This is a genomic window from Kribbella sp. VKM Ac-2571 (assembly GCF_004362255.1).
GTDB lineage: Bacteria > Actinomycetota > Actinomycetes > Propionibacteriales > Kribbellaceae > Kribbella > Kribbella pratensis.
Window position 1 is genome coordinate 330,066 of record NZ_SNWS01000003.1, and the last position, 19,805, is coordinate 349,870.

Below are 19,805 nucleotides of genomic sequence, written 5' to 3' on the forward strand. Positions count from 1 at the left end.
CCGGCCTTGATGCTGCAAGCGTCGGCGGGGCGTTCCTTCAGTTGTTGCTGGACTCGCGCGGTGGCCGGTGGGCCTATCGAGGTTCGGGTCGGTATCGAGCCTGTGGACGGCGCGATTTCCTATCCGGTGGGTGCGCGGGCAGTCGCTGCGGACGCAGTCGATTTCCCTTGCTGGGTGGGTGTGGACGGCGTCCACGACGTACTGACTGCGCTTCCCGAGGCCGAGGTCGAGCCTGCGGGGACGCTGGAGGATCTTGCGGAGGCGTTGCCGGCCTTCGCTTGGCTGGTGCGGGCGTCGCCTCTTGGTGTGCAGGAGCGCGGCGAGTTGCTGGACGATCTTCACCTGCGGATGACGATCGGGCTGGACCGGGAGAAGATCTCGGGGCGGGACGCGCTCGAGCTCGAGCGGAGTCGCGCTCGCTATCGGGACTTCTCCGCGGCGCAGGGCGGCTTGTGGTCGGTGGAGATTCTCGCTGGTGGTGTGGATGAAGCTGGTGCTCTGGTGGTGGCGCAGACCTTCGCCGGCGCGGCCGATTTGCACGCTACGCCGTACGCCTTGACGGTTCAGGCTGAGAGTCGCGCTTTCGAGGCGACTGGGGAGTTGCTGGCGGCGGTCGCGCGGCCGCCGGTGAGGGAGATCGCCGGTGTTCGCGTGGTCGAACAGGTGCGTTTCGACCTGACGCCCGAGACGCCGACGGACGGGATCCCGCTGGGCGACGTCATCGACGCGTCGGGGCACGCGGTCGGGACAATGACGGTTTCGCGGGACACGCTGAACCGGCACGCGTTCGTTGCCGGCGCCACCGGTTCGGGCAAGTCGCAAACGATCCGCTACCTGCTCGAGGGCCTGACGGCAGCCGCCGTACCGTGGCTGGTGATCGAGCCCGCGAAGGCGGAGTACGCCGGGATGGCCGGACGGCTGGGTTCGGACTCGAGTGTCGCGGTCGTCCGCCTCGGCGATCCGGACGCCGTACCGCTGAGCCTGAATCCGCTGGAACCGGAGGCCGGGTTCCCGCTGCAGACGCACCTGGACCTGGTCCGCGCGCTGTTCCTGGCCGCCTTCGAGGCGAACGAGCCTTTTCCACAGGTCCTCAGTCAGGCGCTGACCCGGTGCTACACGTCGTACGGCTGGGACCTCGCACTGAGCCGCGGCGGCCCGCAGTACCCGACGCTCGCGGACCTGCAGCTCACCGCACGCCAGGTGGTCGACGACATCGGGTACGGCGCCGAACTCGCCGCCGATGTCCGCGGCTTCGTCGACGTCCGCCTCACCTCGTTGCTGCTCGGGACGCCAGGCCGGTTCCTCGGCGGCGGCCACCCGCTCGACGTCGCGGACCTGCTCAGCCGGAACGTCGTACTCGAACTCGAGGACGTCGGCGACGACCAGGACAAGGCGTTCTGCATGGGCGTCGTCCTGATCCGCCTGATCGAACATCTCCGCGTCCGCCGCGGACCGGCCTCCGGCCTGCGCCACGTCACGGTTGTCGAAGAGGCCCACCGGTTGCTCAAGGCAAGCACCGGCGACTCCGGCGGAACGGCCGGTCACGCGGTCGAGATGTTCGCCGGCCTACTCGCCGAGATCCGCGCGTACGGCGAAGGCATCGTGGTCGCCGAGCAGATCCCCAGCAAGGTAATTCCGGACGTCGTCAAGAACTCCGCCCTCAAGATCCTGCACCGCCTCCCCGCCGCCGACGACCGCGAAACCGCCGGCGCCACCATGAACCTCGACACCCCCCAATCCCGAGCCGTGGTCTCCCTCCAACCCGGCCAAGCTGCCACCTTCGCCGACGGCATGGACCGCCCCATCCTCCTCCGAATCCCCCACGGCGAACCCCGCGAAAGACGCTTGGCTTTACCACCGACCGTTGCCACCACGGCCTGTCGGAGCGCTGCCTGTGGGGCCGTCTGCCGAGACGCTCCCTGCAGCATCCGCGTAATCGGCGACGCAACCGCGCTACTTGCCGACTCTCCGCACCTGACCGTGTGGGTCGAGCTCCTCACAGTCGCCCACGTCGCAGGTCTACCCAGGCCGGTGCTGCTGGCTGGCCCGCCGCTTCCGGACAACATGTCCGATCGCCTCCGGGAATGTGTCGTCGCCGAAGCGGTCACCCGGGCGGTCACCGCTCGATCGCATCTGATTCGCGCGGACTACGCGCCGGCCACGTTGGCAGAGCACCTGGCGGACACAGTCACGCGCGCACTGTCCGGGGGCGCTCCGGCATGTCCAGTCGCCGCGGAGACCCAATGGCAGGCCGGCCGCTACCGTTTCACCGACGTACCGCAGGTCCTGCACCACTGGCAGGGCCGTCGAGACCGGCCGCATCCGATGACCTCCGCCTGGCGCGACCGCGGTCTGGATCTGGACGGCGCCACCATCGACGAGCAGTTGTTGAGGTACGCCGTTCGCCCCGGCAGCCGACTGCCCGCCGCCGAGCTCCTCTGGGGCGACGGCCAGCTGGCCACCGCGATCGACCAACTCTCCGGCGCGTCAGATCCCACGTCCCGCCTCATCGCTGCCGCCGCCCGCCTTCACATCCCCGACGCGTGGCACCACTACATCTTTGACCTGGCCACCACCGCAGACACCCCCTTCCACACCACCGCCCCACATGAGTGAACTCCGCCGCGTCCCGTCGGACCCCGACCAGCCGAGGGGTCATCAGCCAGCCGACCCGTCACGTCCCGCACCGACCGAGGACCCCACCGCGCGACGCGAGCCGCCCCGTTCGAGTCCTGAGCCGGACCAACGAGCGAGTCGCGATACATCCCCTGCACCGGATCAACCCACCGAGCCGACCTCACCACCAACAAGGCGAACAGCCGATGAGCTCCGAGCCCACATGGCCCACGACGACACATTGGCCCGCTTGCAGTACCTCAGCAAGCCCGGCCATGAACCCGACACGCCAGAAACCTCCCGCCCCGCCGACACCCGAATCGCGTCAGGAACCTCGGGCGCTCCCTCCCCGCAGCGAGTGGCCGAAGCCAGCGACCAACCTGACGGCCGGTCCAAGAACCACGCCTCGGACGATGTCCCGGAAGTGAAGGAATCGCCGGGACCTTCCGACGACCGCAGACCGAACATGGCGGAGACGATCCGCGAGATACGCAATGCGCTGAGCGATCGTCATGCGGATGTTTCAGGCGTCGTCGAACGGCTGGTCACCGACAAGGAACACCCCCTGGACGTGGTGGCCAGCCTCAACAACCCAGACCGTCGGCCAAAGGCCTTGGCGACCATCCGGGAGCTCGCCGACGAGCGGCTACTGGCGGATCGCGGACTGGACGACTTCACCGCTGAGCGTCCGGGACGCGGTCCTCTGTTCGAGCCGGTTCGCCGTGAGGTGAACCATCAAGAGGACGGTCAGTCGCGCAAGTCGGCGTACGTTGCCCATTGCAAGAGTGCCGACGCCGCGCGAACGGTCGGGGCGAATCCGTCGACGGACGATCGGCTGCTCGTTCAGGACTACGGTCGTCGACTGGTCGACGACGTCGTACCGCAGGTGCGGCGCGAAGTTCGTCAGCTCGCGGTCGAGGCCGAAGGCCGCGGGAGCATCCGAGCCAAGGATGCCGACGGACTACTGGACAAGGTCGAGCGGATGTCGGCTGGCTCCGAAGATCGGCCCACCCGCCCCGACTACCAGATCGGTGACGTGATCGACGCGGTCGGAGCCCGGATAACGGTCGGCGACACCGACCGGCTCGAGCGGCTGCTGGCCACCATCGAGGAGCGGTTCGGATCCGGCGAGGGCGGCCGGATCCTCGAGTTGGAGAACATGTACGCCGGACCGAAGCCGCACAATCCGTCGTACCGCGTCATTCCCTTGATCATCGCGGTAGAGGTCAACAGAACGCCGTACACGTTCGAGTTGCAGCTGTGCACGTGGCGTGCCTCGATCGCGTCCGATCTCGAACACAACACCGTCTACAAGCCGTACATCCGCCCGACGGCCGCGGAACAGGACAAGATCCGTCGGATGCAGGCCGAGGCAGCGGCCCTGGACCAGGACGAGACAAGGAGCAGATGGCATGACTGACGCGGACAACCTGTGGGTCGGCATCGGGTATGCGGTGGTCGATGGTGACCTCAAGGCGGCGTTCGTCGTGGATGCGCGCCGCTACGCCGATGACGCGGTCGCGCGCGAGGTCATCAAAGAGGCCGGGTCGGCGCTGCGGGAGCGCGGGCAGGCAGGCCAGTTCGAGTTCCACGAGGTCACGGCCGATGAGCCAGTTCCGTTCGATCTTCCCGGGTGGGACGAATACCGAGAGCGTGTGCTCCGTGGTTGACCTGCGCATCTTCCCTGGTTGGGACGACTGGAGCGCTGCGGAGAACGACTTGCGAGCGCTCCTCTCCGATCAGATCGTTGGCGAATTGGCCGCAGCGTTCGACGCCGCGACGGGTTGGCACGAGGGTCAGACCCGACCGGCGGGTGAGCCCTACTGGCAGCACCTCCTGCAGGTGTTGCAGATCCTTGCGTTTCATCTGGACGTCAAGGACATCGACTTGTTGAGGGCGGGGCTGCTGCACGACGTTGTGGAAGACACGGCGGGCACGGGAGCCGATCTGGTGGCGCGGTTCGGGGAGCGTACGGCGGGGTTGGTGGAGGCGGTCACGATTCCGGAGGTCCGGGCGGGGGAGTCGAAGGACGAGGTGCGGACGGCGTACCTGGCGACGCTCGCGCGGGCGCCTCGGGAGGTGTTGCTGTTGAAGCTGTCGGATCGGTACAGCAATGTGCAGCGCCTGCATACGCATCCGCGGGTCGCGACGCAGCGCTCGTACTATGCGGAGACCGTCGAGCGATTCGTTCCGTTGGCGTCTGTGGATGAGCGGCTGGATGGGCTGTTCACGCATTGGGCGGACGCGTACTCGTACCTGGCGGGTCCGGTCGACAGCATCGAGACTGCCGACAAACTCGCGGCGGCCCTTCACCGGGAGCAGGTCGACAAGAGCGGGCAGCCGTACGTCGACCATGTCCGTGGCGCTGCGGCGATTGCGCGGGCGAACGGCGCCCGTACGGACCAGCAGATGGCGGCGCTCCTTCACGACACCGTGGAAGACACCGTCTGCACACTTGCCCAACTCCGCGACCTCGGCGTCCCCGATCCTGTCGTGGACATGGTCGACGCCCTCACCCGTCGGCCCGGCGAATCCCACGACGCATATCTGACGCGACTCCCCCGAACCCCCGATGCCGTCCTCGTCAAACGAGCCGACATCGAACACAACAGCAGCCCGTCCCGCCAGAGCCAACTAGATGCAGCGACCCAAGAGCGGTTGCGCCAGAAGTACGCCCACGCCGTACGAGTCCTCGACGAGGCCACCGGCAACCATGGATAGCCGCCGCCACCGCGCCGACAACTCCATCCCCGACCAGCCCACCACCCCACACCACGACAACTCCGCGCCTCAAGACGACCTCGATCCCACTCCCGATCACCACACAGATCAACCCGCCCCACCCAAGCCCAACACCGAACCGCACGACCGCCCGCCGCCCCCCAGCCCCGCCGACGAGCACAGCGAGCCCGACCGCCACAGAGCGCCCGACCAGCACGAGGAGCGCCACGAGACCGACCGTCCCTCGCCAGACCGAGCCGTCGAGTCACCGCCAACCGACGCTCAACCCGACCCGTTCGCGTCGTACCCTCCCGAACTCCGCGCCCACATGCACCACGACGACACCCTGTCCCGCCTCCAATACCTCAGCAACCCCCTACCCGAACCCGAGATCACCTCCAGACCTCAACCCGCCGATCCCGAGAAGGCACCGGAGCCACAGCCGGTCAGCCATCCAGATGAGCAGGCTGAACCAGCAGAGAACCAACCTACGGACAGCGCGGCGACCGAGCCCACCGACCAGACCGCCGAGCAGACGGCGGACGAAACGGGCGAGCCCGCAGGCGAACGGCCGGCTGTGGACGATGCAGCCGAGGACGATGCGGCCGAGGACGAGGTCGAGGCTGCTACCGAGAGTGACAGCACGCAAGCAGGCGCGGCCGCGACGACATCCAGTGAGCTGGGCGACACGGCATCGGACGCCAATCAAGGCGACCATCTCGGCGAGGTAGAGAGCACCGACGAACCCGAGCTTGCCCACGAAGCCACATTCGAAAGTGAACTCGCGGATCGAATCGCCGAGCACGACGAGCGCTGGGACACCGCCGAAGCCGGTCTCCCACCCGGCCGGCTCCCCGAATCCGCGAAATCCCTCAGCCCTCACGCCATCGAGTCGTTGAACCCGGAGGTTCGGCGCATCCTCGAATATCAAGGTGCCGCCGAATATATCGCTGAGAAATCGCCTACCAGGCCCTGGCTCGAACCGGTGGCCGATGCATCGCCCGCCGTTCAACGCATCTTCACCGCCATCGACCAAGGCTCCGGCCATGCCCACATTCGGCACGGTCCCATGGGCGACGACCAGCTCTACGCCGACCGAGTCGCTCGCCTCCAGGACCCCGCCCAGACGGATATCGTCAAGCGCGAGGCAGGAATCGACGGACTCAATCCGACCAAGAAGCACCGATGCAGTTGGGAGGCGACACGCATCCACGATGCTGGGGCCTTTGCCGCAGCCTTCGCGGCTGCTGTGAAGTTGCCAGAAGTCCAGGCAGCCTTGGCCACGCCGCTCGGGCCGACGATAGATCCTCCGGATCCGGTGAAGGTGCCGATCGCTGCCCTCCTCGGACCCGATGGCCACAAATACTGCTCTGGCTATCGACTGGAAGGTGGACCGGAGGCGATGCAAGCGCGCAAGGAATGGCTCCAGGCGCGCGCACAGGGCGAGGACGTCACTGGTATGCCTGAGCCACGAGCGACGCGCATCGAGTCGTTCGCGGGTGGCAACGCAATTATTCGGTTCAAGCCCAACGGCAGCGGTTACGAAATCAACACCTTGTTCGTTGAGCCGCCGGTACTCGATAACTAGGAAGGTGAACGGGAATGCCGCTGATCGAGAGGTATTGGCTCGATGACAAGTCTGTGCCGTTCGGGACGCTCCTGAGGTATCTGGAGAAGTACTACAGCCCCGAGGTTCACTACGACAACTTCGAGTATCTGGTCAGTCGCGCGAGGCTTGCCGATCCGGCCGACGGCGACATGGCGACGTTCAAGAGCGAGCTCGCGAGGGTGCTGCGAGGCGATCGGGAAGGTCTGCATCCGCAGGCCATCATCACCGCGGCGGAGTACGACGAGTGGGGCAGTGACGAGGAGTTCCTCGCTTGGTTGTGGGGGGAGTTGTATCCGGGGGAGGAGGTTCCGGGGGGTGGTTTGTAGGGGGTGGGAGGAGTGTGGGGGCGCGGGTAGGTTGAGGGGTATGGACGAGCGTGTGTTGGTCACGGGGGCGTCGGGGTTTGTGGGGCGGGCTTTGGTGGGGGCCTTGCGGGGGCGGGGGGTGTTGGTTACTGCGGTGGATCGGGAGTCGCCGGATTCGTCGTGGGATGGCGGGGTGCATGTGGTGACGGGGGATCTTGCGGAGCAGGAGACGTGTGTTGCGGCGTTCGAGACTCGGCCTACCGCGGTGGTGCATCTCGCGGCGTTGACGTCGGTGTTGCGGTCGGTGGATGCGCCGATGCAGACCTTTGCGCAGAACGTGACGATCACGCAGGTGCTGCTGGAGTTGAGTCGCGGTAGTGGCGTGGACCGGTTCGTGTTGGCGTCGACCAATGCGGTCGTGGGGGATGTCGGTACGTCGACTATCACCGCCGACCTTCCGCTGCGGCCGTTGACGCCGTACGGCGCGACGAAGGCGGCGGGTGAGATGTTGCTGTCGGCGTACTCGGGTAGTTACGGGATGGCGACCGCGGCGCTGCGGTTCACCAATGTGTACGGGCCGGGGATGTCGCACAAGGACAGCTTCGTGCCGCGGATGATGCGGGCGGCGCTGAGCGGTGGCGGCGTGCGGGTGTACGGCGACGGGAAACAGCGGCGGGATCTGGTCTTCATCGACGACGTGGTGAACGGCGTACTGCTCGCGCTCGACAGCAAGTACGACGGGCGCGCGATCATCGGGTCCGGGCGGTCGGTGTCGGTGCTCGAGATGATCGACGCGGTGCGTGCGGTGACGGGATGCCCGGTGCCGGCCGAGCACATCGAGGCGCCGGCGGGCGAGATGCCGGCCGTGGTCGTGGACATCGCCAACGATCTCGGCTACGAGCCGACGGTTTCGCTGGAAGACGGTCTGGCCCGGACGTGGCAGTACTTCAAGAACCAGTGAGCAAGCTTCAAGGAGCGGTGAGGAAGCACTGGCTGCTCACCGTCTTCCTAGCTGCAGGGCTGGTACTTCGGGTTCTGGCGACCGTCGCGTACCGGCCCGCGATCATCTACACCGACTCGGTCCAGTACCTGACCAACATGGGCAAGCTGAGCCCTGATCAGCTCAACCCGATCGGGTACGACTTCGCGCTCGGCCCGCTGGTGGCGATCGGCGGGCTGACCTTCGTCGTGATCGTGCAGCACCTCGCCGGGCTGCTTCTCGGTGTCGCGATCTACGCCCTGGCGCGCAGGCTCACCGTCTACCGCTGGCTGGCCGCGTTCGCCGCCGCACCGATCCTGCTCGACGCGTACCAGGTGCAGATCGAGCAGAACATCATGGCCGAGACCACGTTCGACGTGATCCTGGTGGCGATCCTCTGGCTCCTCCTCGGCAAGGGTGTGCCGGGCTGGCGGCGCACGGCCGTCGTCGGCGTACTGGTCGGCGCCGCCTTCACGGTGCGCGCGATCGGCATGGTCCTGCTGATCGCAGTGGTCCTCTACCTGATCGTGGTCGGCAAACAGCGCGTACGCCGTACCGCTGCCGCCGTCGCAGGATTCGGTGTCGTCTTCGCCGCGTACGCCGGCTACTACCATGCGGAAACGGGCCGCTGGGGGTTCACCGGCGCCGAGAACCAGGTCCTGTACGGGCGGACCGCGACGGTCGCCAACTGCGACAAGCTCCCGCTCGACGAGGGCACGCGGCTGTTCTGCCCGAAGGAACCGCTCGGCCAACGCCTCGGCGTGGACAACTACGCCCACAACCACTACGGCGACCCGAACTGGCCCGGCCCGCTTCCACCCGGTACAACGAAGCGTCAACTGGCGACTGAATTCGCACACCTCGTGATCAAGCACCAGCCGCTGGACGTCACGTGGGCTGCGCTGAAGGACTTCGCGAAAGGTTTCGCGCCGACACGCACCACGTCACCGGACGACGTACCGCTGGACCGCTGGCAGTTCCAGCTGACCTACCCGAACCTCAAGGACCCCAACACCACAGAGGCTGCAGTGAAATGGGGAGGGTCCGAGCCACACGTCTCCCACGTACCTGCGGTCATTCTGCGCGCCTACCAGCTCCACGGCGGCTACACGTCCGGCACACTGCTCGCGCTGTGCGCGCTGATCGCTCTTGCTGCAGTAGCAAGAGCTAAAGAGCTCCGGTCGGCCACGCTGTTCCCTGTAGCGGCCGGTGTGATCCTCCTGCTCGGCTCAGCTGCGTTCGAGTTCTCCTGGCGCTACCAACTGCCCGGACTGGTGTTCTTCCCGCTCGCAGGCGCCATCGGTCTCCGGGCACTGCTCGGCAAGGACCAGGCACGACCCGCGATGGCGGACTTCCCAGACGCCGTGGATTCCCAAGCAATAAAGGACAAGCCGAACTTCGCCCCGGTCGTGGTGGTCATCGCCGCGTACAACGAGGCCGGCGGCATCGGCCAGGTGCTCACCGACATGCCGCGTACCTGTGCCGGCCTCCAGGTCGACGTCCTGGTCGTCGTGGACGGCGCGACCGACAACACCGCCGACATCGCCCGTGAACACGGGGCGTACGTGTGTATTGCCCCGAGCAACCGTGGTCAGGGCGCAGCGCTCCGGCTCGGGTATCACCTGGCAGCACAGGGCGGAGCGCGGTACGTCGTCACCACGGACGCGGACGGTCAGTACGACAACGACGAGCTGGAGACCCTCCTGGAGCCGATCCTGCTCGACCGGGCCGACTTCGTCACCGGGTCGCGCCGCCTCGGGGCCGAGGACGCGGACAGCCGGCTGCGCTGGGTCGGCGTCCGGGTGTTCGCCGTACTCGCGTCGATCCTGACGCGCAAGAAGCTGACCGACACCTCGTTCGGGTTCCGCGCGATGCGGGCTGAACTCGCGACAGCGGTGACGTTGCGTGAACCGCAGTACCAGTCGTCGGAGCTGCTGCTGGGCGCGCTCGCGCTCGGCGCCCGCGTGGTCGAGCTGCCGATGACGATGCGCCGCCGCGGCGACGGGAGCAGCAAGAAGGGCCCGGGGATCGTGTACGGCGCGAACTACGGGCGGGTGATGACGACTACGTGGCTACGGGAGTACGTACTTCGACGGGGTCGGAAGCAGTCTTGGCGAACACCAGCCGGTCGAAAAGCACGAACTTCACAATGAACAGCACCGCGTACGTCGCGAGGTACGACCCGGTCACCAGCACTGTCTGCCACGCGTGGGACTCGATCGGCTGGACCAGGTGATCAGTGACCGACGTGACCACCGCGGCTATGACCGCCGACGCGACCACGATGATTGTGTACGGCAACTTCTGCCCGCTGCGACCCCAGGTCCACCGACGGTTCAGCAGGTAGTTCGGCACCGCGCCGGAGATCCAGGCGACCAGGTTCGCGACAATCGCCGCCGTGCCGAACCAGTAGCACAGAGCGAACGCCAACTGGCTGACCACGGTGGCGATCACGGACGACGCAGAGTACTTCGCCCACAGCAACAATCGGCTGCGGGAGAGATAGGCCTTGGTGAGTACGCGCATCCCGGCCTATTCTGCACCCGCGCACCAGTCGACGGCAGTACGCCGGGAATTCTCAGCCGATTACCAGCTAATAGGTGGCTCTGATCACGTTACTGGAGCGGGTACTCGGGATAGGAAGGAACGTGACGACGTTTCCCGACGGAAGGCGGCCGAACCGTGCGCGTACTCGTCCTGGGCGGTGACGGCTACCTAGGGTGGCCGACTGCACTGCACCTCTCCGACCGTGGCCATGACACGGCCGTCCTCGACAACATGGCCCGGCGTGATTACGACCGCGAGTTGGGCGTCCAGAGTCTGGTCCCGATCGAGGATCTCGAAAGCCGGGTCGCAGCCTGGGAAGAGGTTTCCGGCCGGCGGATCCCGGCGTACGTCGGTGATCTGCTCGACGCCGACTTCGTCTACCGGGTGGTGCGGGAGTTCGCGCCGGACGCGATCGTGCACTTCGCCGAGCAGCGCGCCGCGCCGTACTCGATGATCGACCGCGAACACGCTGTCTACACCCAGCACAACAACGTGGTCGGCACGCTGAACCTGATGTACGCCATCGCCGAGACCAACCCGGACATCCACCTGGTGAAGCTCGGCACGATGGGTGAGTACGGGACGCCGAACATCGACATCGAGGAAGGCTGGCTGGAGGTCGAGCACAACGGGCGCAAGGACCGGATGCTCTACCCGAAGAAGCCGGGCTCGTTCTACCACCTCAGCAAGGTGCACGACTCGCACAACCTCGAGTTCGGCTGCCGGATCTGGGGGATGCGCGTCACCGACCTCAACCAGGGCGTGGTGTACGGACAGCAGACCGACCAGACCGTGCGGGACGCGCGGCTGGCGACGCGGTTCGACTACGACGCCGTGTTCGGCACAGTGCTCAACCGGTTCGTCATCCAGGCAGTACTCGGGGAGCCGCTGACCGTCTACGGCGCCGGCGGGCAGACCCGCGGGTTCCTGGACATCCGGGACACCGTCGAGTGCATCCGGCTCGCGGTGGAGAACCCCGCGGACGCCGGCGAGTTCCGGGTCTTCAACCAGATGACCGAGAGCTACTCGGTGTCCCAGCTCGCGGACCTGGTCGCGGAGTGCTTCCCTGGCCCGGTCCAGGTCGAGCACCTGGAGAACCCGCGCGTCGAGCAGGCCGAGCACTACTACAACGTGAAGCACACCGGGCTGGTCGGCCTGGGCCTGCAGCCGCACCTGCTGTCGGACACGTTGATCGAGTCGATGTTCGACATCGTGTCCGCCAACAAGGACCGCGTCGACCCGGCCGCCCTGCTACCGACCGTCCGCTGGACAGGTCACCTCAATCGGTGAAGAAGCAGAAGATGTGACCGACCGGGTCGGCGTACACCCGGACGTCGGGCTGCGGCTGGAACTCCATCAGCCGCGCCCCGGCGTCCATCGCCCGCTGGTGCGCCGACTCGAGGTCGTCCACCTGGATGTCCAGATGTAGCTGCATCTGCTGGACACCGGTCTGACTCGGCCATGTGGGCGGCTGATAGTTCGGCTCCAGCTGGAACGACAGGCCGGTCGTGCCGTCGGGGTCGGTCGCCGTGACCCACGTGTCGTCGTGAGCGTTCAGCTCCCAGCCGAGCGCGCGGCTGTAGAACTCACCGAGCGCTCGCGGGTCGGGCGCGTCCAGTACGACGCCTTTCAACGCGTATTTGTGGTTCATTCACCACACGCTAGCGGCGTGCTCCGACAAGAAGTGTCGGGATGACGGCGAGGAAGCGGTCCCGTCGGCCGCGGCCGGCCTGCTCCCTGAGCCAGCCGGCAGCGTCCTCCTGGGTGATCAGGGCCTTGTCGACGGCGGCTTCCGCGGCGCTCTTGAGCTGCGGAGCCATCTGTTCGTAGTCGGTGACGACTTCGGTGTGTACGGCGACCTCGACATCGGTGAAGCCGGTGTCGAGCAGGACGTCGCGCAGTGTCCGGACCGCGCGCGGTGACACCGTGCGGGACTCGAGGCCGAGGCGGATCACGTCGGTCAGGTCACGGTCGGAGCTGTCGATCAGGACGAAGCCGTAGTCCTGCCCGCCGAGCACGATCCGCCCGCCGGGACGAAGTACCCGATAGGCCTCGGCCACCGTCGGAGCGGAATCCTCGAGCAGATGGAACAGCCGTAACGCGCGGTAGCCGTCCATCGACTCGCCCTCGAGCGGCAGCTCATCGGAATGTGCCACGTGAAACATCGCCCCGGGCGCCCGCTCCCGGGCCGCCTCGATCGCGTCGGGATCCGCGTCGACCCCGGTCACCTTCAGGCCCTTCTTCGCCAGCTCGGCCACCGCGTGACCCGCCCCGCACGCGACATCCACACAGGTCGCGCCACGCTTCAGCCCCAGCATCCGGTACGACGCCACCCGCAACTCCGCCGCCCCGGGCCGCTCCTCGATCAGCTCCAGAAAACTCATACCTTCCACGTTGCAACTTCAGGTGGACCTGAAGTCAACAGTCACTGGCGCGCCCGCGCGGGCGGAAGATCTCTGCGGAGCCGGCGCTGAGGGTCAACGAGAGCAGCAGGAACCCGCCGTACAAAGCCCATGGATTGACGATCTCGCCGCGCATGAGCAGCCAGAACCCGACCTGGTTGGCCAGCAGCACCGCCGCCCCCACTGCCCGAATCCAGGTCCGCTGAAGCCAGATCAGTCCGCCGAGCAGGAAGGCCGGGAGGAACGGCGTGCCTGGTCCGGCCAGGATGACCAGCCAGACCACGGCCAGCAGGCGCCACCAGCGCGAGCGCCCCGCACTCCGCACGCCGTACAGGAATCCGAGGACCAGCCCGCCGACGGCCATCGCGCCGATGATCATGCCGGTGCCGCTCCAGCTGAACTCGTGCTCGGTCGAGATCAGCCGCATCCAGATGCGGGCGGCGACGCCCCAGGCAAGACCGAGACCCAGGCCGGCCAGCGCTGCGCGCGGAATGGTCCACCTGACACCCGACGGCGGTTGTCCGGCGGACAGGGTGGTGTGTGCTTGTGCTGTCATCTTTCCCCCTCGATGTCCATGCTGGGAACACGGATCACTGCAACAGACGGGGTGCGATCCCCGGCCGGGTGACGCAGAAGCCGGAAATCTGCCTGTGTCACCCGTTCCGGCGGCTCGCTCGTCCGTCGGGGTGATGGGGGCTGTGATGGGGGAGATGGACGCGGCCGCCGCCGGATTGCCTGCCGGCGGCGTACGGCGTGATGCCGACGCGCTGGTTGTCACCCTGTTCCGGACCGAGGGAGCCCGGTTGGTGCAGCTTGCTCGGTGGTTCGTGGACGACCGAACGGCCGCGGAGGACCTGGTCCAGGAAGCATTCCTGCGACTGGCCCGCAATCATCACCGGATCAACGAGCCCGCCAGGGCGGCGGCGTACCTGCGGTCGATCGTGATCAACCTGGCCCGCGACCACAACCGGCGCGGCCTGGTCTCGCTGCGGCACCGGCCGCCTGCCCAGGTCGACGACCGTTCGGCGGAGGATCTCGTCGCGGACGACGAGAGCCGCCGCGAGGTGATCGCAGCGTTGCGGGCCCTGCCGCGACGGCAACGCGACTGTGTCGTACTGCGCTACTACCTCGAGTTGTCCGTCGGCGCGATCGCCGAGACGCTCGGCCTGTCACCGAACTCCGTGAAGACCCATCTCCAGCGGGGTCTGCGCGCGCTGAAAACCGACCTTGAGGACCCACGATGACCAGTCGATCAAGCCCCGGCGAGCGCTCCGGCGTCGAACGCCGGCTGCACGACGCCCTCGGGCCGGGCGAATCCCCGCCGCCCGCGGCAGACCTGTTCGATCGGGTCCTCGGCAGCATCGCCGACGACCGGATCCGGCGGCGGCGGATCCGGCGTTCCGCCGTCCTGGGAACCGTCGCCGTGTTGTTGCTGGTAGCAATCGTCCTGCTGGTCACGCCCCGGAAGAACGGACACCTGCTGATGGACTGGTGGATCCTCGAGCTGCTCACCACCGGACTGCTGATCGGGCTGGCGCTCTGGCTCGGACCGTTCATCAAGCGGTTCGGGCGGGCGTACGCCGCCGACGTGTTTCACGACAATCCGCAGACGGGCAAGAGCTACATCGTGCTGACCGACATCGTGTACTACCTGATCTTCACGGCCTACATCCTGTTCACGGCCAGCTTCGAGCCGCGCGAGTCCTGGGGACTCGGCGTGCTGCCCGCGCAGGTCGGCTTCGAGGCTGCGCGGGTCGGCGGAATCCTGCTGATCATCGGCGTCCTGCACGGACTGAACATCGTCCTGATGCCCGTTCTGGGCCGGATCTTCTCCCTCAACCGCAAGCTCTCGGGCCGGTGATCAGTCCATCGACACCTTGTCGAAGGTTGTGGTGGTGTAGCGGACGTCGAGGTCGACCTCGTCGCCTACCGCGGGCGGGGCGACCGACGACGGGAGGAACAGCATGCTGGCCTGCATGTGCGGCGGTTCGGCGAACCAGCGCTGCTTGCCTTCGATGGTGAACGGCGACAGCGCCATGCCGGCCGCGTCGAGGCTGCCCTTGGCCATCGCGATCGCGCGTTGCCGGACGCTCGCCGCCGCGGTCGGCGCCTCCAGGCCGACGCCGTGCGCCGTACCGCCGGAGACGATCAGGATGTGCCCGTCGCCGCTGACCCGGCGCTGCCGGTAGCCGACGCGCTCGCCGCGGCGGACCGAGTGCACGTCGAGGACGGTCGCCCGGACCGACAGCGCACCACGGTCGCCGAGCCACAGTCCGGTGCCCATCCGGAGCTTCACGTCCGGACCGATGTCGGCCAGCTTCTGCGCAGGTACGTGCGACACCCACAGCGTGCCCTTGCGGACGTCGAGGGCCGCCTTCGCCAGTTGCTGAGCCTCGCGGAGGTTGGCCGACGTACCGCCGGCGCCCATCGGGAAGTGCAGCGACCAGCCCTCGAACCGGATCCGGTCCAGCGCGTTCAGCAGCATCGTGTGCCGCAGCTCGCGGGCGCCGATGCCGTGCCGACGCATCGAGGTCATCACCTCGATCAGCACCCGGCTGCCGGCCGGGATCGAGACCAGGTCGGCCAGCCGGCTGACCGTGTGGACGACGTTCTTGCTCTGCGGCACCTCGAGGAACGGCCGCCACGGCGACAGGACCACGACGTCCTCGCGAGGATCCGCGGGGACCTCGAAGTACGTGCCGACCGCGACCGTCCGGGCGCCGAGCGCGCGGGCTTCTGCGAACAACCGGTGGTTGCCGAACCCGTACCCGTTGCCCTTGGCGACCGGGACGACGTCGGGGTTCCACGTGGAACGCAGGTGATCACGCCATCGATCGGAATCGACGTGCAGGACTAGGGGCATGGTGTCAACGCCGTCTCATGTAGAGGTCGAATGCGGTGTAGAGCGCCTTGTTCAACGGCAGATCCCACTCACCGACGTACTCGACGGCCTCGCCGCCGGTCCCGGTCTTGAACTGGATGAGCCCGACATGCGGGTCGTTCGGGTCCAAGGTGTCGGTGATGCCCCGTAGGTCGTACACGGACGCACCCGCCGCGAGCGCGTCCGACATCATGCGCCATTGGATCGCGTTCGATCCGCGCACGTCTCGTTTGGCGGTCGAGCTGGCACCGTAGGAGTACCAGGAATGACCGCCGACCCGGACCCAGATCGTCGACGCGACCAGGTCGCCCTCGTGATGGGCGTTGTAGATCCGGAAGTCACAGCAATCGGCCGGCTGGTTGGCCATCGCGGCGTACATCTTCTCGAAGTACGGCAGCGGCCGCGGCGTGAAGTGGTCGCGCTCGGCGGTCTCGACGTACAGCTGATGGAACGCCTTGATGTCCTCGGTCCCGCCCTGCGTCACCTCGACGCCGGCCTTGTCGGCCTTCTTGATGTTGCGCCGCCAGAGCTGGTTCATGCCCTTGAGCAGGTCGTCCGGGGTGCGGCCGGCCAGCGGCACCTGGAAGACGTACTGCGGTTGCCCGGCCGCGAACCCTTCCGCGATCCGAGGCGCCTTCCACCCCAGCTTGCGGAGCTTCTCGGCGACGGTGGCGCCGGACGGCTCGATCACGTCCGGGCGGACGTCGCCCAGGCGCGGCTGCTGACCGCCGGCGATCGCGTCCTTGATCGTCTGCGCGGTCCAGCGCCGGGTCGCCACCGGCGGACCCATCCGGATGCCGAACGCGCCGCGCTCCTGCAGGTGCGCGGCCAGCGGGCGAAGGTAGCTGCCGAGGTCGATCGCATCCCAGTCGATCACCGGGCCTTCCGGCAGGTAGGCCAGGTACCGCTTCACCTTCGGCATCTGCCGGTAGAGCACCAGGCCGACGCCGACGAGGTTGCCGGGATTTCCCGACTCGTACCAGCCGAGTGACTCCGCCTTCCACTCACTCTTCACCGCAGCCCAGCCCGGGGTCTGCAGGAAGCTCGCCGACGGCTGCGCCGCGATGTAGGCGGCGTGCTCGTCCGCGGAGATGGTCCGAATGCTCAAGTCACTCACGGTGGGTCAGGTTACCGGCCCAGCCACCTGATCCGTAGCGGAGCCGGTTTCTGATCAAACCTGGGTCCGCTAGGTTGTGGGGTTACGGGAGGTGGGGGAGATGACCGGCATCGGCGAGCGGCCGCTGCGTGCGGATGCCCAGCGCAACCGGGACCTGGTCGTGGCCGCGGCGGGCCGTGCGTTCACGAAATGTGGTCTGGAGGCGACGCTGGAAGGGATCGCGAAGGACGCCGGGGTCGGGATTGGCACCCTCTACCGGCACTTCCCGACCCGCGAGCTGCTGATCGAGGCGGCGTACCGCAATGAGCTCGCGGCGGTCTGCGAAGCCTCCGTGGAACTGCTGAAGCAGCTGCCGCCGGACCGGGCGCTGCGGGCGTGGATGGACCGCTTCATCGACTACATGGCCCGCAAACGCGGCATGGCCGACGCGCTGCGAGCAGTCTTCGCTTCCGGTGCGAACCCGTACGCGCAGAGCCTCGAGCTCCTCGTCGGTGCAGTGCAGCCGCTACTCGACGCGGGCGCTGCGGCCGGTCAGATCAGGCCGGACATCTCGGCCGGGGACATGCTGGTCGGCATCAGTGGTGTCGCGGGTGCCGCCGCCGACGACCGCGAGCAGGCGGGGCGTCTGCTCGACCTGCTGATGGACGGCCTCCGGTACCGCGCATGAAGGTTGCGTTGGTGACCGGATCCGCGTCAGGCATCGGAGCGGCGACCGTACGGCGGTTGGCCGCGGACGGGATGACCGTCGCGGTGCACTCGCGATCGAGCCGGTCCGCCGGAGAAGCCTTGGCCGCGGAGTTGGGCGGGTCGTACCACCAGGCAGATCTGTCCGACGACGCTGCTGCTCAGGCGCTGGTGCCTGATGTGGTGGCCGAGCACGGGCGGCTCGACGTACTGGTGAACAACGCGGGCATCAGCTGGCCGGTCCCACATGCGGACCTCGACGGGCTGACCGCGTCCGACTGGCGGCAACTGCTCGACGTCAACCTGATCGCACCCTGGCTGCTGTGTACGGCGGCCCTCCCGACGCTCCGCGAGTACGGGGGATGCATCGTCAACGTGACGAGCCACGCGGGCGTCCGCCCCAAGGGCAGCTCGATCGCGTACGCCGCCTCGAAGGCCGCGCTCAATCACGTGACGAAACTGCTGGCTGCCGCGCTCGGACCCGACGTCCGAGTCAACGCGGTCGCACCCGGACTCGTCGACACGCCGCTCACCGAGTCGTGGACCGAGGCCCAGGACCTGTGGAAAACCTCGAGCCCGATGCGTCGCGCCGCCCGGCCCGAGGACGTCGCCGACCTGATCTCGGCGGTTGTCCACAACGCTTACCTGACTGGTGAAGTGATCATGCTCGACGGCGGCATGAATTTGTGTCGGTGACGGCTTCTACGATCGCGGGATGTCTTTGGGTCGGGACTTCCGTCGGTTGTGGGTCGCGTTCACGGTCAGTGCGCTCGGATCGGCGGTAGGGCTCGGCGCGTTGCCGTTGGTCGCCGTACTCGCCCTGGACTCCAGCACCTTCCAGGTCTCGATGCTCGCCGCGTTGTCGGCGGTGGCCGGCGCCGCGCTCGCGTTGCCGATGGGCGACTTCATCGAGCAGCGGCGGAAGCGACCGGTGATGATCGCGTCCGATCTCGTGCGGTTCGCGGCCCTGGTCTCGGTGCCGGTCTCCGCGGCGTTCGGCGTACTGACTTATGCACACCTGTGTGTCGCGGGCGTGCTTCAAGCGGCCGGGACGATCGCGTTCCAGTCGGCGAGTGGCGCGCATCTGAAGGCGCTCGTGCCGGCCGAGGGACGGGCCGAGGCGAACAGCCGGTTCGAGCAGACGAACTGGGTCTCGCTGAGCATCGGTCCGGCGGTCGGCGGTGTGCTGGTCAGTCTGGTCGGTGCGACCGTCACGTTGGCCGTCGACGCGGTCTCGTTCCTCGGATCGGCGCTCGGTATCCGGCGGATCCAGCAGCCCGAGCCGGAGCCGGTGAAGCGGGAGGGCAGGCGCGACATCACGGCAGGATGGCGGTACATCCTGCGCCACCGCGGGCTGCGCATCCTGTTCTGGAACTCGCAGCTGTTCGGCGGGCCGGTGATGATGACCTCGCCCTTGCTGGCGGTCTTCATGTTGCGCGACCTCGGGCTGTCCGCGTGGAGCTACGGCGTGATGCTCGGGATCTCATGCATCGGCGGAGTCATCGGCGCGCGGATGGCGCCGCGGCTCACCCGGCGGTACGGGCTGCAGTGGATGCTGCTGGTGTTCGGCCTACTGCGGGCGCCGTGGCTGCTCCTCTTCCCGCTGGCGCCGCACGGGTGGGGCGGGTTCGTGCTGCTCACCTTGGCGGAGACGGCGCTGCTGGTGGGAGCCGGCGCGTTCAACCCGTCGTTCGCGACGTACCGCATGGAGGTGACCGAGGACGGGTTCATGGCGCGGGTGGTGGGGTCGTGGTCGATCAGCTCGCGGTGCGTGCAGCCCGCGTTCATGGCGCTCGGCGGCGTGCTCGCGACGGTGGTCGGGATGCGCGGTGCGCTGTGGGTCGCGGGCATCTGTTGCACGCTGAGCGCCGTACTGCTGCCTTGGCGCGCGGCTAAACCAGCTGCATTGCCTGAGCCAGTCTGACGATCGATCCCACCTCTTCG

20 protein-coding genes are annotated in these 19,805 nt (G+C 67.6%); 14 read left to right on the plus strand and 6 right to left on the minus strand.

Annotation, left to right across the window (positions count from 1 at the left end):
* The first annotated feature begins 174 nt into the window (after positions 1–174).
* The 8 genes from EV651_RS08900 to EV651_RS08930 all read left to right on the plus strand — a co-directional run bounded on the left by EV651_RS08900 (position 175) and on the right by EV651_RS08930 (position 10,383).
* Positions 175–2,616, plus strand: a complete 2,442-nt coding sequence (locus EV651_RS08900) for an ATP-binding protein (protein WP_166658544.1) — start codon at positions 175–177, stop codon at positions 2,614–2,616.
* 466 nt (positions 2,617–3,082) lie between these two features.
* Entirely contained in the window at positions 3,083–4,036 is a 954-nt protein-coding gene (locus EV651_RS08905) for a hypothetical protein (protein WP_166658545.1), read from the plus strand.
* Entirely contained in the window at positions 4,029–4,286 is a 258-nt protein-coding gene (locus EV651_RS41275) for a hypothetical protein (RefSeq protein ID WP_166658546.1), read from the plus strand. Before EV651_RS08905 ends, EV651_RS41275 begins: the two co-directional genes overlap by 8 nt.
* A complete protein-coding gene (locus tag EV651_RS41815) occupies positions 4,279–5,337 on the plus strand; it encodes an HD domain-containing protein (RefSeq protein WP_202870227.1) in 1,059 nt (352 codons plus the stop codon). The genes EV651_RS41275 and EV651_RS41815 overlap by 8 nt, the downstream gene beginning before the upstream one ends.
* A gap of 328 nt (positions 5,338–5,665) precedes the next feature.
* Positions 5,666–6,925: a hypothetical protein gene (locus EV651_RS08915; RefSeq protein WP_133783962.1), complete on the plus strand. Its 1,260-nt coding sequence runs from the start codon at positions 5,666–5,668 to the stop codon at positions 6,923–6,925.
* A 14-nt stretch (positions 6,926–6,939) separates the two neighbouring features.
* Positions 6,940–7,272: a hypothetical protein gene (locus EV651_RS08920; RefSeq protein WP_133783964.1), complete on the plus strand. Its 333-nt coding sequence runs from the start codon at positions 6,940–6,942 to the stop codon at positions 7,270–7,272.
* Between the two features lie 40 nt (positions 7,273–7,312).
* Entirely contained in the window at positions 7,313–8,212 is a 900-nt protein-coding gene (locus tag EV651_RS08925) for an NAD(P)-dependent oxidoreductase (protein ID WP_166658547.1), read from the plus strand.
* A gap of 17 nt (positions 8,213–8,229) precedes the next feature.
* A complete protein-coding gene (locus tag EV651_RS08930) occupies positions 8,230–10,383 on the plus strand; it encodes a glycosyltransferase (protein ID WP_238156753.1) in 2,154 nt (717 codons plus the stop codon).
* Here the strand turns inward: EV651_RS08930 and EV651_RS08935 are convergent.
* Complete coding sequence (locus EV651_RS08935; RefSeq protein ID WP_133783968.1) at positions 10,295–10,756, minus strand: GtrA family protein; 462 nt, start codon at positions 10,754–10,756, stop codon at positions 10,295–10,297. The two genes, EV651_RS08930 and EV651_RS08935, sit on opposite strands and share 89 nt — an antisense overlap.
* Positions 10,757–10,912: 156 nt before the next feature.
* Here EV651_RS08935 and EV651_RS08940 point away from each other — a divergent pair, with 156 nt between their 5' ends.
* Entirely contained in the window at positions 10,913–12,067 is a 1,155-nt protein-coding gene (locus EV651_RS08940) for an NAD-dependent epimerase/dehydratase family protein (RefSeq protein ID WP_133783970.1), read from the plus strand.
* Here EV651_RS08940 and EV651_RS08945 read toward each other — a convergent pair.
* Genes EV651_RS08945 through EV651_RS08955 form a run of 3 tightly spaced genes read right to left on the minus strand, consistent with a single transcriptional unit; the run spans position 12,057 to position 13,735 of the window.
* Positions 12,057–12,428 carry a VOC family protein gene (locus tag EV651_RS08945; protein WP_133783972.1) on the minus strand — a complete coding sequence of 124 codons (372 nt, stop codon included), beginning with the start codon at positions 12,426–12,428 and terminating at the stop codon, positions 12,057–12,059. The two genes, EV651_RS08940 and EV651_RS08945, sit on opposite strands and share 11 nt — an antisense overlap.
* A gap of 10 nt (positions 12,429–12,438) precedes the next feature.
* A complete protein-coding gene (locus EV651_RS08950) occupies positions 12,439–13,161 on the minus strand; it encodes a methyltransferase domain-containing protein (protein ID WP_238156754.1) in 723 nt (240 codons plus the stop codon).
* Positions 13,162–13,195: 34 nt separating this feature from the next.
* On the minus strand, positions 13,196–13,735 hold the full coding sequence (locus EV651_RS08955; protein ID WP_133783976.1) for a hypothetical protein: 540 nt from the start codon (positions 13,733–13,735) through the stop codon (positions 13,196–13,198).
* Between the two features lie 145 nt (positions 13,736–13,880).
* On the opposite strand from EV651_RS08955, the gene EV651_RS08960 reads away from it, so the two are divergent.
* Both EV651_RS08960 and EV651_RS08965 read left to right on the plus strand, forming a co-directional pair.
* Positions 13,881–14,423 (plus strand): RNA polymerase sigma factor, encoded by a 543-nt coding sequence (locus EV651_RS08960; RefSeq protein WP_238156755.1) that lies wholly within the window; start codon positions 13,881–13,883, stop codon positions 14,421–14,423.
* Positions 14,420–15,040 (plus strand): hypothetical protein, encoded by a 621-nt coding sequence (locus EV651_RS08965; RefSeq protein WP_133783978.1) that lies wholly within the window; start codon positions 14,420–14,422, stop codon positions 15,038–15,040. The genes EV651_RS08960 and EV651_RS08965 overlap by 4 nt, the downstream gene beginning before the upstream one ends.
* Here EV651_RS08965 and EV651_RS08970 read toward each other — a convergent pair whose 3' ends face one another.
* Positions 15,041–16,042 (minus strand): alanine racemase, encoded by a 1,002-nt coding sequence (locus EV651_RS08970; protein WP_133783980.1) that lies wholly within the window; start codon positions 16,040–16,042, stop codon positions 15,041–15,043. It abuts the gene before it with no gap.
* A 4-nt stretch (positions 16,043–16,046) separates the two neighbouring features.
* On the minus strand, positions 16,047–17,177 hold the full coding sequence (locus EV651_RS08975; protein WP_133783982.1) for a peptidoglycan bridge formation glycyltransferase FemA/FemB family protein: 1,131 nt from the start codon (positions 17,175–17,177) through the stop codon (positions 16,047–16,049).
* A gap of 100 nt (positions 17,178–17,277) precedes the next feature.
* Here EV651_RS08975 and EV651_RS08980 point away from each other — a divergent pair, with 100 nt between their 5' ends.
* From EV651_RS08980 to EV651_RS08990, 3 genes are read left to right on the plus strand one after another with little or no spacing between them, the layout of a single operon-like run.
* Entirely contained in the window at positions 17,278–17,844 is a 567-nt protein-coding gene (locus tag EV651_RS08980; protein ID WP_133783984.1) for a TetR/AcrR family transcriptional regulator, read from the plus strand.
* Positions 17,841–18,557 (plus strand): SDR family NAD(P)-dependent oxidoreductase, encoded by a 717-nt coding sequence (locus EV651_RS08985; protein ID WP_133783986.1) that lies wholly within the window; start codon positions 17,841–17,843, stop codon positions 18,555–18,557. Before EV651_RS08980 ends, EV651_RS08985 begins: the two co-directional genes overlap by 4 nt.
* A gap of 19 nt (positions 18,558–18,576) precedes the next feature.
* Complete coding sequence (locus EV651_RS08990) at positions 18,577–19,785, plus strand: MFS transporter (RefSeq protein ID WP_133783988.1); 1,209 nt, start codon at positions 18,577–18,579, stop codon at positions 19,783–19,785.
* The last annotated feature ends 20 nt before the right edge of the window (positions 19,786–19,805 follow it).